The sequence below is a fragment of the Paenibacillus sp. FSL L8-0663 genome (genome assembly GCF_038008125.1).
Taxonomy (GTDB): domain Bacteria; phylum Bacillota; class Bacilli; order Paenibacillales; family Paenibacillaceae; genus Paenibacillus; species Paenibacillus polymyxa_D.
On the sequence record NZ_JBBOYM010000001.1, the window covers coordinates 1,172,798 to 1,188,493 of the forward strand.

Genomic DNA, 15,696 nt, shown 5'->3' on the forward strand with positions numbered 1-15,696 from the left:
TTATACAGTAGCCAAAGAAGCGTAGGCAGCTATCGCCAGCATAAGCGCGATTATTGAGGAGATGGAAGTCGAGCAGACACTAAATGAATTCCGTGGAAAGATAGCATTGGAGATAGGCCCCTACCAGTAGGATTAGGACATTTTTAAGTCCAGAAACTGCTGCAGGGGCTTAAGTATATAAAAATAACCTCACTAAATCAGACCATGCTTTTTAAAGCTGTGAAACAGTCCATCTTCATCCACAGCATCCGTAATGTCATCTGCAATGGCTTTGAGGCCCGGTTTGGCATTTCCCATGGCAATTCCTAGGGCACAATATTCAATCATTTCAGCATCGTTCATCCCGTCTCCGATAGCAATGGTGTCTTCTTGGGATCTTCCCAAATGCTCAATAAGCTTTTCAATAGCTACGGCTTTGTGAATACCGGGAACCATTAGCTCACCACTGTCTTGCCCGAAAGCAGATACAGTACATTGAATAACCTCAAATTTCCCTGCGAATTCCTTTTTGATTTGTTCAAAAGGAACATTTTTATTTTCCAAAAAACATGCTTTGTTCACGTCACTACGGTACAGGTTGTCCTCTCCTATAGTTAGGCCGGTGATAAAAGGATGCGGGCGTTGTTCTTTTTTTTCTCTGGCCACGGGATCATTGTCTACATCTCCGTAGATAAGCCGTTCCACATGGGGCAAAAAGTTTTTACTCGCAAACAGTCCCCCGTTCGATTCCAAATAAAAGTCCAAATCATGTTCATCAAAGTAATCGACCATATGTCTAACATCTTCATCCGATACTTTGTGGTGATATAACATCTCACCTTCGATTTCTACAAAGCCCCCGCCAGCTCCGATGATCCCGTCAAAACCGACCTCCATGATAAAATCATAAATCTCCGCTTTGGATCGGCCAGTGCATAAATAAATCAGATGTCCGTTCTTTCTCGCTTCGATACATGCTGTTTTTGCAGATTCGGGAATCATACCATCATCATTCACTAGCGTTCCATCTATATCTAAAAAGATAATCTTTTTGTTCATCTTAGGCTGCTCCTTGCTCTCCAATGTTTTCTTTTATGTTACTACATTTACCGCACTTAAAGTACATATTGAACTGAAAAAACACTAGATAGAAAGAGAGAAACGGGATGGATCAAAATGGAAATGGGAAACCCTCTGATCACGCGAAAGTTAGGATTTTTGACACCTAAATACGAAACTGGTCATGATTTTGATAACGCTTTCCACAGGCCTATTGCTACAATGACGGTATATACCCATTCTAATTACCGGAGGTTGAATGCCGTGTCATTTAAAGTAGCTTTTATTGGAGCAGGAAGCATCGGTTTTACCCGTGGAATTTTGCGAGATCTGTTATCGGTGCCGGAATTTAATGATATTGAAGTGGCTTTTACGGATATCAGTCAGCACAATCTGGATATGGTTACTGAGCTGTGCCAGCGGGATATTCGCGAGAATGGTTTGTCCATACAAATACAGTCCTCTACGGACCGTAAGATAGCTTTAAAGGATGCCAAATACGTCATTTGTACGATCCGGGTTGGCGGGCTGGAGGGCTTTGCAACCGATGTGGATATTCCACTGAAATATGGCGTGGATCAATGCGTGGGCGATACACTGTGTGCAGGAGGGATTATGTACGGTCAGCGTGGTATTGCTGAAATGCTGGCCATCTGCAAGGATATCCGCGAGCTAAGTGCACCGGATGTATTGCTGCTGAACTACTCGAACCCCATGGCAATGATGACGTGGGCCTGTAATAAATACAGCGGTGTGCGTACAATCGGTCTATGTCACGGCGTACAGCATGGGCATCACCAAATTGCCGAGGTGTATGGTCTGGAGAAGCAGGATGTGGACATTGTGTGCGCCGGAATCAATCACCAGACGTGGTACATTCAGGCGTCACATGAAGGCAAGGATCTGACAGCCGGGCTGCTGGAGGCTTTTGAAAAACATCCCGAATATAGCCGTACCGAAAAGGTGCGCATCGACATGCTTCGCCGTTTTGGCTATTACAGCACAGAGTCGAATGGTCATCTAAGTGAATATGTACCTTGGTACCGGAAGCGTCCGAATGAGATTATGGACTGGATTGATCTAGGCAGCTGGATCAACGGAGAAACAGGCGGCTATCTGCGTGTATGTACAGAAGGACGTAATTGGTTTGAAACAGATTTCCCCAACTGGATGAAAGAAGACCCATTGGAGTACAAGGCGGAAAATCGTGGTGAAGAGCATGGTTCATACATTATCGAAGGTCTGGAAACCGGACGTGTATACCGGGGGCATTTTAATGTCGTTAATAACGGTGTGATTTCCAATTTGCCGGACGATGCGATTATTGAAGCGCCTGGATATGTGGATCGGAATGGTATCTCCATGCCACATGTAGGAGACCTTCCGCTCGGTCCTGCTGCCGTCTGCAATGTAAGTATTTCCGTCCAGCGTTTGGCTGTCGAAGCAGCTGTACATGGTGACGACATGCTACTTCGGCAAGCGTTTATGATGGACCCGTTAGTGGGCGCGGTGTGTAATCCCAAAGAAATTTGGCAGATGGTCGATGAGATGCTAGTGGCACAGGAAGCATGGCTGCCGCAATACGGAGCAGCGATTGCCGAGGCGCGCCAACGTTTGGCTGCAGGCGATCTGATTCCAACCCGGCCTTATGAGGGAGCAGCACGACTTAAGGCGAAGACGGTTGAAGAAATGCAACTGGATCGGGATGCCGCCAATAAAAATGCAGGACAATCCGACAAGGGCAAGGATCGCGAAAAAGTGTAGAACAACAAGGGCAGAGATTGACTTCACAACAATAAAAGGGTGTTTTCACGGTCATGAGGGCCTGAAAACACCCTTTTGCTGTCGATAGATATAACGATTTGGCATAGTTGGCGTGCTGGAGTTTATCATTGTCGATTTAGGCTGACGGAAATTAAAGAATACGGTCTTGCTTTTTATGAATTTGCTCTTTTGCCGTCGATCCTAAATCTCCCGAAAGCTTGTTATAGCAGGGATGTTCAACAAATGAAGAAACCGACTTCAGAAAAAGAGGGGCCGTGATGAACCACTAGGGTGGCAATTCATATGCCTAATTAATAATGTAGTCCTTAATTTATTCAATTTACAGCAGATTTCCAGCTCACTATAATCTAACATAGGAGGTGACAAAAAGGGGAAAATGTGAGCGCATGCACAAATAGAAAGCGCTTACCTTTCGCAACTATGAACGCCACTTTTTTTGGAGAGAGTAGAGTAGGCGTAACTCACAATTAATCATGTAACAATCAGGTGCCGACATAGGAAGATTCAACAAAATCCACGGAAAGATAGGTGAAGCAATTGAAAACAAAGCAAGTGCTTCGTAAAGGAATGAAGTATGCTTTTGCGCTATCACTCGTCGCAAGCAGCTTTCTACCAGGTGCAGGATTTACGGATAAAATACATGCAGAATCACATGTCGATAATCCTTACCAAGGAGCGACAAAATATGTTAACCCTGATTATGCGGCTAGTGTCGACACATCGATTGCCAAAATTACGGATGCCAATCTGAAAGCAAAAATGCAAACGGTCAAAACGTTCCCGACAGCCGTATGGCTTGATCGTATTGCTGCTATTAACGGTGGTGGGGGCAAGCTTGGCTTGGAAGCGCATTTGGACCAAGTATTGGCGCAAAAGAAAGGCAACATGCCGATTACGGCGGAATTCATTGTGTATGATCTGCCCGGACGAGATTGTCATGCCTTGGCTTCCAATGGTGAATTGCCGTTGACTCAGGCAGGTCTGGAAACGTACAAAAAGGATTATATTGACAAAATCGCTTCTATTTTTGCGAATCCCAAATATAAGGATATTCGCATCGTAGCGATCATTGAACCGGACAGTTTGCCAAATCTGGTAACCAATCTGGATACTCCCCAATGTGGACAAGCCAAATCTACAGGAATTTATGAGGCTGGCGTTAAATACACAATGAATAAGCTGAACGAGATTCCGAATGTGTACAAATACGTGGATATCGGTCACTCTGGTTGGTTAGGTTGGGATAACAACCGTACAGCAACGGTATCTCTGTTTACAACTATCTTCAAAGATACTAGCAAAGGTTTGTCCAGTGTGGATGGCTTTATCACGAATACAGCCAATACTTCACCGTTGACAGAACCGAATCTGCCTGATCCCAACCTGAATATTGGCGGGCAGCCGATCAAATCATCCAAATTCTACGAATGGAATCCTAATTTCGATGAATCGGATTTCGCTGAGTCCTTGCATAGAGATTTTGTCAATGCAGGCTGGCCAAGCTCGCTCGGCATGTTAATTGATACCGGCCGTAATGGATGGGGAGGACCTAACCGTCCGACTTCCGCAGTCGGCAATGATATTAACTCCTATGTAAACTCAGGTCGTGTGGACAAACGTTCGCACCGTGGTAACTGGTGTAATAGCAGCGGAGCAGGTATGGGAACACCGCCACAAACGGCTCCAGCTGGCCATATCGATGCCTATGTCTGGGCGAAACCTCCGGGTGATTCCGATGGTTCCAGCTCACTCATTCCGAACGATGAGGGTAAAGGCTTTGACCGTATGTGTGATCCTACCTATACAACCAAGGATGGCACATTAACAGATGCTTTGCCGAATGCACCTATTTCAGGAGCTTGGTTCCATGATCAGTTTGTGATGCTGGTACAAAATGCGTACCCTGCAATCGTGCCTTCCACTGGTGGTGTGGACCCAGCGCCTACAGCTCCAGCTGTACCGTCTGGCTTAAAGGCCGTAGCTGGTAATGCTCAAGTGACGCTGACTTGGAGTGCGTCTACTGGTGCCGATAGCTACACGGTAAAACGTGCCACTAGCGAAGCAGGTCCTTTTACAGCCGTTGCCCCTCTTGTAACAGAAAGAGAGTACACAGATAAGGGACTGACGAACGGAACAACTTACTTCTATGTTGTAAGTGCTACGAATGCGAAAGGAACAAGTAAGGATTCTGCAACGGTAAGTGCTGAACCTAAAGGTACACCGACTGATCCAACAGAACCAGCGGGTGATCTGGTTGTAATGTACCGGGCCGGGGACACCGACCCAGCGAATAACGCAGTTAAGCCTTTCCTTAACCTGAAAAATAAAGGCACAACACCCGTGAAGCTGAGTGAGCTGAAAATCCGTTACTATTTTACGAAGGATGGCAGCCAAGAGCTGCAATCCACAGTAGACTATGCGCAAGTAGGCAATGATAACGTGCTGCGCACCATTACAGACAACTATATTGAAATTGGTTTCAGTGCTGCTGCCGGCACGCTCGCTGCTGGAGCGCAAACAGGTGATATTCAGATCCGCATGAACAATAGCGACTGGTCTAACCTGAACGAATCCAATGATTATTCCTTTGATCCAACTAAAACCTCTTATGCAGAATGGAACAAAGTAACGTTGTTCCACAATGATAAGCTGGTGTGGGGAATCGAGCCTTAGGATTCGGCTAGAACATGTGCCCCTTGAGTGATTGAAAAGTAGTAAAAGAAGGCTACGGCATAACTGTCGTAGCCTTCTTTTACGTCTTCGAATAAAGAATTTGATGACCAAGGGAATAAGCATTGAAATTGTGTATAATGAAAAAAAGAATGCTGTTTCTACTGTGGAGGGTCATCATGAGCAAAAAGTTAATCTTAGATGTAGATACGGGCATTGACGACGCGCTTGCTATTGCGTACGCGGTCCATTCGCCGGAATTGGAGCTACTCGGTATTACAACCACCTTTGGCAATATCTCGGTGGAGGAGGCAACACGTAACTCACTGATTCTGCTGGAAAAACTAGGGGTAGAGGCTCCGGTCGTGTCTGGGGCTCACAAGCCGTATGCTCGGGAGCTGTTCAAACCTTATTCTCGGCATATTCACGGTGAAGACGGTATTGGCAATCAGTTGAAAGGAGCGCCCTCCCGTCAGGCTGCGTCTGGGGATGCCGCTGATTTTATAATCGGACAGGCTCGTCGCTATGAGGGCAAACTTACCCTGGTAGCTGTGGGACCGCTGACCAATCTTGCGATTGCATTGGATCGCTGTCCCGAATTGCCCCAATTGCTTGAGCGCCTGATCATCATGGGCGGCGCGGTCACAGTGAAAGGGAATGTAACTCCAACGGCTGAAGCGAATATTTACGCCGATCCAGAAGCCGCAGCCTATGTGCTGGGAGCGGGCTTTTCGCTTACGCTCGTCGGGCTGGACGTCACGATGCAGACACTGCTTCCCCAGCAGGATGTGGACAAATGGCGTGAGCAAGGGACCGAGCTGGGCGCGTTTATGGCAGATATGACAGACTTTTATATGGAAGCCTATCGCAATTTCAGACCTGGCATTGCAGGCTGTGCTTTGCATGACCCTTTAGCCGTAGGGTTGGCTATTGACTCCAGTTTTGTGGAGACGCGTCCAATGCACATTGCCGTCGAGGTGGGCGATTCCACCGAGGTTGGTCGCACCCGTGAGATGCAAAATGAGAACGAAGCTCAAGCACTGACTACGGTTGATGTGGCACTTGAAGTCGATGCGGAGCGATTTTTGCGTCATTTTCTTAGCCGGGTGGTATAAATTAGCCGGGTGGTATAAAAAAATAATTCAAAGATTGCCGATGAATCTGCATCGGCAATCTTTTGTGCATACATGTTTAAGGGCTTTCATCTAGAGGTGGACTCACCGCTATAAAAATCCCACGTCATGGTATAATATGTGCAATTGGATAAAACTGCCAGACTACAAAGGAGGAGATTGATTGTGTTTTCTGCTGCTCGACGACTACCTTTGCTGGAACATATGTATAATCATGCCCCGACAGGAATCGTGATTTTGTCGAGGGAAGGGAAGTGCCTGTACGTCAATCCCGCCTTTTGCAAAATGGTCGGATATGAGCAGGAGGAATTACTGGATATCCGATATTACCATCTCTTGTATAAAGAGGCTCAGGATCAGCGAGGGTTGAGGGAGGCTTACGCAGGTTGGCTACAGGCTACGGATCAAGTCTATAAGACAGAGCTACGTTTGAAACATAAACGGGGAACATCCGTCTGGCTATCGCTGGAATTAACCATATTTGATGATGAGGCTACCGAGCAGTCATATTTGATTGCGTATGCAATGGATATCACGGAGAAAAAGGACATGGAGCAGGTGCTCTCGGATAATGAGGATTTGTATATGCTGATTACGGAAAATACGCCGGATGTTATCTCATATAGCACGGCGGACGGCATACTCCAATATATCTCTCCTTCGGTGGAAAAACTCCTAGGCTATACGAAACAGGAGATGCTTGGGAAAAAACGATTGCAATTTTACCATGTCGAAGATGCCGATTACATGCGTGTACATGGAATGTTCAAGGAAACAGGCATCATGAAGCGGCGTGTTCGTCATAAGGACGGGCACTATTTGTGGCTAGAAGTATCGTACCGCATTATTCGGGATGAACGGGGCAGAATCAAGCGAGTTCTATCCATCGGACGAAATATCACAGAGCGCCAGAAGAGCGAGGAGAACCTGGCAAAAGCTCAACAGTTGGCGATGTTCGGCTCATGGGACTGGGATCTGGTCAACAATGTTATGCATTTTTCCAAGGAATTTCGCAGCATATTTGGCTATTGTGTCAAGCCGGTTGAAACAAGTATTGACGCGTTCATGGCGGCTGTTCATCCAGAAGATACAGAGCGCATGAAACAGATTATCACCAACGTTATATTGAAGGGAATACACGAAGAGACCTTTTACCGAATTGTATTGCCGAATGGGGAACAAAAGGTACTGCGTTCAATCTGGGAAGCTGAAATGGACGAGCATGCAGGCAAGCCCGTTCAAGTGGTGGGTATGATCCAGGATGTTACAGAGCACCGGGAAATGGAGCAGCGCCTGCGTGAAAGTGAAAACCGCTATAAGTCACTATTTCAGCATAATCCACTCGGGATATGCGCCGTGAATATGGAAGGTCATATCTTAAGTGTGAATCCGAGCTTGGAGGAGCTTACGGGTTATACGAAGGATGAGTTGCTTGGGGCTGACATACTTATCATGGCTTCCTCTGAGGAACAGGATAAAATCAAGCGTCACATGGAGCTGGCCAAGCAGGGTGAGACGCAAACCTATGAATCGGAATTTATACATAAGGAGGGGGAGCGTCTATTTATCAAGATGACGAATATCCCGATTTTCGTGCAAGAGGAAATTGTAGGCTGCTACGGGATTATAGAAAATGTTACCCCTCTCAAAAGCTACATTGCTCAAATTGAGAAGCTCAGTAATGAGCATTCGCTTATTTTGAATGCTGTATCCGAAGGAATTGTGGGTTTAAGTAACGAAGGACATGTCCGCTTTATGAACCCGGCAGCTGTCGAGATGTTCGGCGTAGGATCGGCCAAACCGCTGAATGGCGCATGCATAGACATGATCCGCCATGCTGACGAAATTGGCAGTCATTTTCCGGACGAACAGTCCTCTATTCTTCAAGCGATTCGAAGTGGAGCCTCTTATCAGGCAGAGGAAGCAGTATTTTGGAAAAAAGGCGGGTCCAGCTTTCTGGCCTCCTATCGAATCAGCCCTTTGATGGATAATGGCGAGCGAAAAGGGGCTGTGATGGTTTTTGTAGACAGGACGAATGAAAAGGAGATCATTCGGGCCAAGGAGTCTGCTGAACGCGCCGATCGGGCCAAGTCAGAGTTTCTCTCTGTGATGAGTCATGAGCTCCGTACACCGATGAACGGCATTATAGGTATGGCAGGGTTACTCGCAGATACTGAATTGGATGAGGAGCAGCGTAGCTATATAGACATTATTACCAGTAGCAGTGGTGCTTTAATGCAGATATTGAACGAGATACTGGATTTGAGCAAAATCGAAGCTGGTAAAATGTCTTTGCTGCACGAATCCTTTGTGCTAGATGACGTGGTCGGCAGTGTGGCTGACCTATTCATGACGCAGGCTATGGAAAAAGGCATTGAGCTGGAATGGCATGTGGATCAGGAGATGCCGGGGATGCTGGTCGGTGATCATGTGCGTATTCGACAGGTACTAGTGAATTTGGTGAGCAATGCGATCAAATTTACGGAGCGAGGGCGTGTAAATATCTTTGTGGAGAGAAAGGCTTACAGCCGTCGTAAAAATAGATGCCTGATTGAGTTCAGTGTTACTGATACTGGAATCGGTATTCCAGCAGACCGCCAACATCTATTGTTTCAGCCTTTTTCCCAGCTTCATCCGGCACTGAACCGAAAATATGGAGGGACAGGCCTAGGCTTGTCCATCTGCAAAAACCTGGTCAAGCTAATGGGAGGTTCCATTGGTGTGGATAGCGACGAGGCCAAAGGAGCAACATTCCGGTTCCAGCTGGATCTTAAACTGCCGGAAGGGCAAACGCTTGCCAATATATGCCGTGATCAGCCTTATGATTCAAAGGAAGGCTAAAAAGACATAGCCGTGATGCAGGATGCATCACGGCTATTTTTGTAAGAAATGTTCAAAGAAAAGATTGACAAACTGTTCTAACTGTACTATTAATAATAGTACAGTTAGAACAGTTGAACATGTATAAATGAATTTGAGCCAGTGTTGAAAGGAGGAAGTCCATGTGTTCGAGCTGGATATCCGCAGCCGTAAGCCGATCTACGAACAGCTTATGGAGAAGGTCAAGGAAATGATCATGTACGGATCGCTTCAGCCGGATGAGCAATTGCCTTCTGTACGGGCATTGTCCGCTCAACTTACGGTGAATCCGAATACGATTCAGAAGGCGTATCGCGAGCTGGAACGCGAAGGATATATCTATTCCGTTCAGGGCAAAGGCAGCTTTGTCACGCCTACCCAGCAGCAGCCGCAACAAATGAAGCGGGATGAGATTCGGGTGGCATTGTTAAAACAGATGATCGAAGCTGTCCATTTCGGTTTTACACAGCAGGAAGTGGACGACATATACGTGGAAGCTATGCAAACAAAGGAAAGGGGGATGTCCCTTGATTGAATTAAGGGAAGTCACAAAGACATTTACAGAAGAAAAGGCTGTCGATCAGCTTGCCCTTACGGTAAAGAAGGGCTCCATTTTTGGACTGCTGGGCTCGAACGGGGCAGGGAAAACGACCTTGCTCAAAATCATTGCCGGAATTTACCGACCGGATACTGGCAAGGTGCTAATCGGTGGTCAGCCAGTGTATGAGCAGCCTGAAGTCAAGCAGCACATTCTGTTTTTACCGGATACCCCTTATTTTTTCCCGCAAGCGACAATTCGTCAGATGGCCCGGTTTTACCGCTCCATTTATCCAAGTTGGAGTGAGGAACGCTACACACAGCTTACGGATATTTTCAAGCTGGACCCGAAGCGCAAACTTCACCGTTTTTCCAAAGGGATGAAGCGCCAAGCCGCTTTTTTGCTTGCCTTGAGCTGCATGCCTGAGCTGCTGGTTTTGGATGAACCCATTGATGGTCTGGACCCAGTGATGCGTAGAATGATCAAAAATCTCTTGTTCCAAGAAACCGCTGCACGTGAGATGACCGTCGTGATCTCATCTCATAATTTGCGTGAGATTGAAGACATGTGTGATCATGTCGGCATTATGCACCAAGGTCGGATGCTATTGGAAAAAGAGGTCGATGACCTCAAATCCGATACGCATAAGGTGCAGGTTGCTTTTCGGGACAGCATGCATGAGGAAGCTGTCTGTAGCCAACTTTCGGTCGTACATAAGGAACGAAGGGGCAGTGTTCTGCTGCTTATTATCCGGGGTGAGCGAGAGCGGATTGCGGAGACGATTGAAGCATACGAGCCACATGTGTTCGATTTGCTGCCGTTGACGCTTGAAGAAATTTTCATTTATGAAATGGAGGACGCAGGTTATGACATCCAACCGATTCTTCTGTAGCGGCGGCGTAATTCGCCAATGCCTGAGACAGCATGGCTGGATCGGTCTATTGTACTTGGCGGGGTTATTGTTTACGGTGCCACTGCCACTATTTATGAGTACTGGAAACGAGCGAGTGCCCACGGTTTTGAGAAGCTTGTTCGATAGTACAATCCCAGGAAATGAATTGCAAAATATTATTTTCTTGACTGTGCCTGTGCTGGCGGGCGTGATGTTGCTTCGTTTTATTCAGCGGAAGGGTTCATCAGATTTATACCATAGTCTTCCTTTACGCAGAGAGCATCTGTTATCGGCACATTTAATTAGCGGCCTTATCCTTTTACTCGTACCTATTTGGCTGACCGCGGGAGTAACTGCCCTGCTAAATACGTCGGTTGAACTATCTTATATTTTTTATATCAATGATATTGGATCGTGGGCTTTGGTCGTATCCGTCCTTACGATTTTCCTGTTTACCTTTACCGTGTTTGTAGGTATCTGTGTAGGACAATCGCTGTTGCAAGCTGTTGTAGTGTATGTTTTGCTGTTGTTGCCCTTTTTCTTGTACTCCATGATAAGTCGTTTTCTGGGGCACAATCTATATGGTTACTCTCAGATTTTGGGAACCATTGTTCAGAACGGTAATGGCGTGGGGTTGCGTAGCAGCAATAATATTTGGTATAGTTTATCGCCGTTCGTCCGCATTATGGATTTGTCGAGTAGCGTATTTTCATATGTGGAGCTGCTTATTTATATGGGTGTTTCCTTGCTGTTTGTGATTTTAGGCTATGTGTTATATCGCAAGCGGCTGGTAGAAAAGGCAACACAGGCTATGGCCTTTACTTTCTTTCAGCCCTTTTTTAAGGCAGGGGTCATGTTATGTGCCATGTTGCTGATAGGAGAATATTTTTATAGCACAGGAGGCCAGGGGAGAGATTGGTCAATTTTCGGGTATGTGCTTGGAGCTATTTTAGGTTATATTGCTGTGGAGATGGTCATCCGCAAGACATGGCAAATTGTACGTATTCGCGCTTTGCTGGAGCTGGTTGCATATGGGGCAGTTTTGGGTCTGGCAATGTACATCCCCACGTCTAGTTGGATAGGCTACGAGGAACGGATTCCAACCGCTCATTCAGTCGAGCAAGTCTATGCTGGGCAAAATTTGTATCTGGACGGGGGAGCGACACAGAAAAATCTCTATTTTTCGCAAGATAAAGTTTTTATTGCTGCTGTGCTGAATTTACAGCGTGAGCTTGTAAGTGCACACTCAGTTGGAGAGTCGGCTGGGTCCAATAAAGAACCGCAACAAATGATATCCATTGCCTATCGTTTGGACGATGGTACCATTATGACTCGTAGCTATACATTTCCAGAGCAGCCTTTCCGGGCAGCGCTGGCGAATGTGATGCTGTCTGAGCCTTACAAAACAGTAAGCTACTCACTTGATAAGCTGTATGGTAAAGCGGAGACGATCAGCATTCAATCGGCAGATGATAATGAACGGCGAGTTGTTCTGACTGATCCGGAAGATATTCGTGAATTTGAAGCTGTATTGAAAGAAGAAGTTTTGGGCATGAGCTATAGTGAAATGCAGGCAGGTTCTTACGCGTTGGGGAATATTAATATTGTGAACAAACCTTCATCTATTTTGTCAGAAGAACCAGAGTGGACTCGCACTGTCTCCTTTAATTGGCGTATATCCTTCCACAAGCTGAATGCTTGGCTGGAACGCAAAGGATACGCCGACAAGGTGATTGTCACGTCGAAAGACATTATATCGATTCGAGCTATTCCAATGGTTTCTCAAGAGAAGAAGTCGTATCAGCCCGGTAAGTATATTGAACCAGCGAATTTGTTCAGAATATTGCAGCAGAAGTATAAAGTCACCACAATTGAAGATCCAAAACTTTGGAATACTGTGCTGGATAACCGAAATGACTACAGCTATGATCCACAAGTAGAGAAAGGCACTTATCTGTTCCAAGTTAAAATCAAGTCCATCAGCGGTTCCGGCTTTCATACGATTTATTACTTATTAACCTCAAAAGACATCACACCGGAGCTTGCGAAGGCATTACCGACAGTTCCTTAAGTGGGACAGCATCTGGTTTGGATGGCATATGGACGGAGGTAGATAAACATGGGATGGTTCCGACACGACATATAACAACCTCACCGACGGGCAAGAGCTCCTCCACATTAGAGCTGACATAAAATAGATGTACAGAGAGATACAACGTAGAACATACAGAGAGAAGAGTTCAATAACGTACAGCTCAATGGTGGAGGAGCAAAAATAATATGAAATATACAGAATATCGTGAATTTCTACAGTTCTTGGAGAATTATAAGCAGTCATTTTCCGGATGGGATTTTTCATTCATCTCGGATACGGGACGTGTGGCGAGCGAGCCCTTGGAATGGTCTTATGTCAGCAAGGCTATGAAGTTTATTCATTCATCCAAGGCGATGCTGGATATGGGAACAGGCGGGGGAGAGCTATTATCTCGGCTACGCCCTTTTCCAGAGATCGTATGTGCGACAGAAGCGTATGCACCGAATGTTCCTATCGCCAAGGAAAGATTGGAGCCGCTGGGTGTGCGCGTTATGGCTATACAGGATGACGATTCCCTTCCGTTTGGCGATGCCGGGTTCGACCTCGTGCTGAATAAGCATGAGTCATTTTCGCCAACGGAGGTACGGCGTATTTTGCGACCAGGTGGGACGTTTTTGACTCAACAGGTAGGGGGCCTAGATTGTGCGGGCATCAACGACCGTTTGGGAGCACCTGATTACGAGTATGCGGACTGGACCCTTTCTCAAGCACTTGCAGGTTTGAAAAGCAATGGCTTCGAAATTTTAGAGCAGCAGGAACAGTTTCCGATACAGCGCTTTTACGATATTGGAGCGATTGTCTATTACTTAAAAGCAATCGAATGGCAGATTACAGACTTTCAGCCGGAGAAATATATAGAACAGCTATATGGTCTGTATTTAGATATTAAACGTGATGGCTATTGGGACGTGAAGCAGCACCGTTTTTTGATCCATGCCAGAGCAATATAAAGAAGATTCGATGACAAAAAGGCCTTTCCCGTGGGGGAGGCCTTTTTTGCCATACGCAGCTTGAGTAATTCATCGCTGGGAAGATCGGATAAGGCTTTTTTTTCCTCCTCTCGTATACTAATCTTTACCATAATTGTACAATGAAGAAGCAATGGCTTACAGTCTCATTTCATTCATTAGTTATAGGGGGATGTACATGTCTGATCCAAAGGAAGTTATAACCAAGCCGGAAAAGGACGAGTCTGTGCGGATAGCATGGTTTTGGCCATGGTTGGGCGGTACGTTTATGTTTGGATTGTTTTCAGTCATGTTTAATGTAGTTTGGAGTATGGTTGTGGCACCCCAAGTGCAGCTTCTGCTGAGGCATGAAGGTGTAACGGATACAACTGTGATTGTAATACTGCTTCTATATGCATGGATTATCGGTCTCATCTTTGCAGCTTATGGTGCCTTGAGTGCGCGTATGTCCAGCATGGGCAAGCTTTCGCTGATGCTGACCGGGCTATTATCATTATTATGTGGGCTGTGGTTGTGGATTGTAGGAATACAAGGGTCTGGTGGTCAACCTGCTGAAGTGTCGGGAGGGGCGTGGGGGCTCTTTTCACTCTATCATGCTTGGGCGGAGCCTGTGTTAGAGGTATTGGGTCCATATACACAGCATGGTGAAATCTGGTTTCTACTGGCTGCACTGCTGCCGATAGTTGGCATGGTAGTAGGAGTTGGGGTAAATCGTTATCCAGCGCTAACCGACAAGAATGGTAAGGTGGATCATAGATGGCAATGGATTGTTGCCGCGATATCTGCTGCGCTCGTCATTGTGCTGACGATTACACTGATGCTTCCTCAACGCCCATACATTGCAGAGAGAGATTTTCCGGTAGTTGACGGGGCTACAGCGGCCATTCCGTTTGCGCAGGATATGCTGCATGAACTGACCGGAATGAGCAAGGCGCGAGCAGCGCACGAACTGAGATTCAACACGACCCATCAGGCATATGTCAATTTGATCGAAAAGAAGGCGGATCTGATTCTGGTGGCTGGTCCTTCCGATGAGGAACTGCGGCTGGCGAAAAGTCGGGGAATACAAATGAAGCTCACACCCATTGGGTGGGATGCGTTTATTTTCCTCGTACATCAAGACAATCCGGTTAGAGGACTTTCTTCGGAGCAGGTTCGCCGTATATATGAAGGGGCTATCCGTAATTGGAATGAAGTAGGGGGCAAGGATCAGCCGATCATTGCTTATCAGCGAGAAGAAAATTCAGGCAGTCAGACATATATGCAAAAGAAAGTGATGGCAGGCCATGAAATGGCTGACCCGCCACGTGAACTACAAATTGGCATTATGGGTGGTATGATTAATGCAGTCGCAGATTTTAACAAGGATCACAACGCGCTCGGTTATTCATTTTATTATTTTGCAAATGTGATGCATAATCGTCAAGAGGTCAAATTTTTGTCTATTGATGGAGTGGAGCCGAACAAAGAGCACATCCGCTCGAAGCAATATCCATTCACAGCTCAACTGTTTGTAGTCACACGGGAAGGCGAGGAACCAAGCCCTTCGATGCAACGATTACTCGAATGGCTGCAAAGTGAAGAAGGAACTCGGGCCATCGAAAAAGGCGGCTTTGTTCCTGTAAACTCGTAATCCTGTAACGCTGGTTTGCATTCAGTCCATTCCGTATATTCACCTTAAGAGTGAAACGAAGACAGCAGGGTAATACATAGAATAT

The 15,696-nt window shown here is 46.3% G+C and carries 10 protein-coding genes; 9 read left to right on the top strand and 1 reads right to left on the bottom strand.

Annotated elements, in window-relative coordinates; genetic code table 11:
• Positions 1 to 192 precede the first annotated feature (192 nt).
• On the bottom strand, positions 193 to 1,038 hold the full coding sequence (locus tag MKY75_RS05215) for a Cof-type HAD-IIB family hydrolase (RefSeq protein ID WP_069010348.1): 846 nt from the start codon (positions 1,036 to 1,038) through the stop codon (positions 193 to 195).
• Between the two features lie 264 nt (positions 1,039 to 1,302).
• On the opposite strand from MKY75_RS05215, the gene MKY75_RS05220 reads away from it, so the two are divergent.
• From MKY75_RS05220 to MKY75_RS05260, 9 genes are all read left to right on the top strand, one after another.
• Positions 1,303 to 2,802 carry an alpha-glucosidase/alpha-galactosidase gene (locus tag MKY75_RS05220; RefSeq protein WP_340884555.1) on the top strand — a complete coding sequence of 500 codons (1,500 nt, stop codon included), beginning with the start codon at positions 1,303 to 1,305 and terminating at the stop codon, positions 2,800 to 2,802.
• 549 nt (positions 2,803 to 3,351) lie between these two features.
• Positions 3,352 to 5,496 (top strand): glycoside hydrolase family 6 protein, encoded by a 2,145-nt coding sequence (locus MKY75_RS05225; protein ID WP_340884556.1) that lies wholly within the window; start codon positions 3,352 to 3,354, stop codon positions 5,494 to 5,496.
• A 176-nt stretch (positions 5,497 to 5,672) separates the two neighbouring features.
• The gene (locus tag MKY75_RS05230) at positions 5,673 to 6,608 is read left to right on the top strand and encodes a nucleoside hydrolase (protein ID WP_165144455.1); all 936 of its coding nucleotides are present in this window, start codon (positions 5,673 to 5,675) and stop codon (positions 6,606 to 6,608) included.
• Between the two features lie 183 nt (positions 6,609 to 6,791).
• The gene (locus MKY75_RS05235) at positions 6,792 to 9,467 is read left to right on the top strand and encodes a PAS domain S-box protein (RefSeq protein ID WP_340884557.1); all 2,676 of its coding nucleotides are present in this window, start codon (positions 6,792 to 6,794) and stop codon (positions 9,465 to 9,467) included.
• A gap of 163 nt (positions 9,468 to 9,630) precedes the next feature.
• Positions 9,631 to 10,020, top strand: coding sequence for a GntR family transcriptional regulator (locus MKY75_RS05240; RefSeq protein ID WP_029516087.1), 390 nt, complete (start codon positions 9,631 to 9,633; stop codon positions 10,018 to 10,020).
• Positions 10,013 to 10,915: an ABC transporter ATP-binding protein gene (locus MKY75_RS05245; RefSeq protein WP_029516088.1), complete on the top strand. Its 903-nt coding sequence runs from the start codon at positions 10,013 to 10,015 to the stop codon at positions 10,913 to 10,915. The genes MKY75_RS05240 and MKY75_RS05245 overlap by 8 nt, the downstream gene beginning before the upstream one ends.
• Positions 10,890 to 12,986 (top strand): multidrug ABC transporter permease, encoded by a 2,097-nt coding sequence (locus MKY75_RS05250; RefSeq protein WP_340884559.1) that lies wholly within the window; start codon positions 10,890 to 10,892, stop codon positions 12,984 to 12,986. Before MKY75_RS05245 ends, MKY75_RS05250 begins: the two co-directional genes overlap by 26 nt.
• A gap of 209 nt (positions 12,987 to 13,195) precedes the next feature.
• Positions 13,196 to 13,960, top strand: coding sequence for a class I SAM-dependent methyltransferase (locus MKY75_RS05255; protein ID WP_340884561.1), 765 nt, complete (start codon positions 13,196 to 13,198; stop codon positions 13,958 to 13,960).
• Between the two features lie 196 nt (positions 13,961 to 14,156).
• Positions 14,157 to 15,611, top strand: coding sequence for a PstS family phosphate ABC transporter substrate-binding protein (locus MKY75_RS05260; RefSeq protein WP_340884563.1), 1,455 nt, complete (start codon positions 14,157 to 14,159; stop codon positions 15,609 to 15,611).
• Positions 15,612 to 15,696: the final 85 nt, after the last annotated feature.